Here is a 375-nt window from a genome sequence, read left to right on the forward strand (position 1 = left end):
CCGCCTCGACCTACGGCACCGCCGCCAGCACCGTCGTCTCCAGCGACCTGTCGATCTCGGGCGTGACGCAGCGCGCCTCGCTGGCGAACCAGTACAACAACCTGCTCAACCAGATCACGCAGCTCGCCGGCGACGCCAGCTACAACGGCGTCAACCTCATTGCCGGCAAGGGCAATGACTTGAACATCAAGTTCAACGACACCGGCAGCTCGACCCTCAACGTCGCCTCGGTCGACGCCACGGCGAGCGGTCTCGGTCTGTCGTCGATCACCAGCTCGAACAACTCGTCGAGCCAGAACGGTCTCGGCAACTTCCTGCTGAACTCGGACGTCAACAAGACCCTGGCGACCCTGACCAGCGCCGGCAACACGCTGA

General features: G+C 64.0%; 1 pseudogene. It reads left to right on the forward strand.

The annotated features are described in order from the left end of the window. Positions 1 to 375: pseudogene (locus ACTJK8_RS32415) on the forward strand (flagellin); the annotation flags it as partial.

Origin of the sequence: Methylobacterium sp. 22177 (assembly GCF_052045615.1) — a bacterium.
Lineage (GTDB): Bacteria > Pseudomonadota > Alphaproteobacteria > Rhizobiales > Beijerinckiaceae > Methylobacterium > Methylobacterium radiotolerans.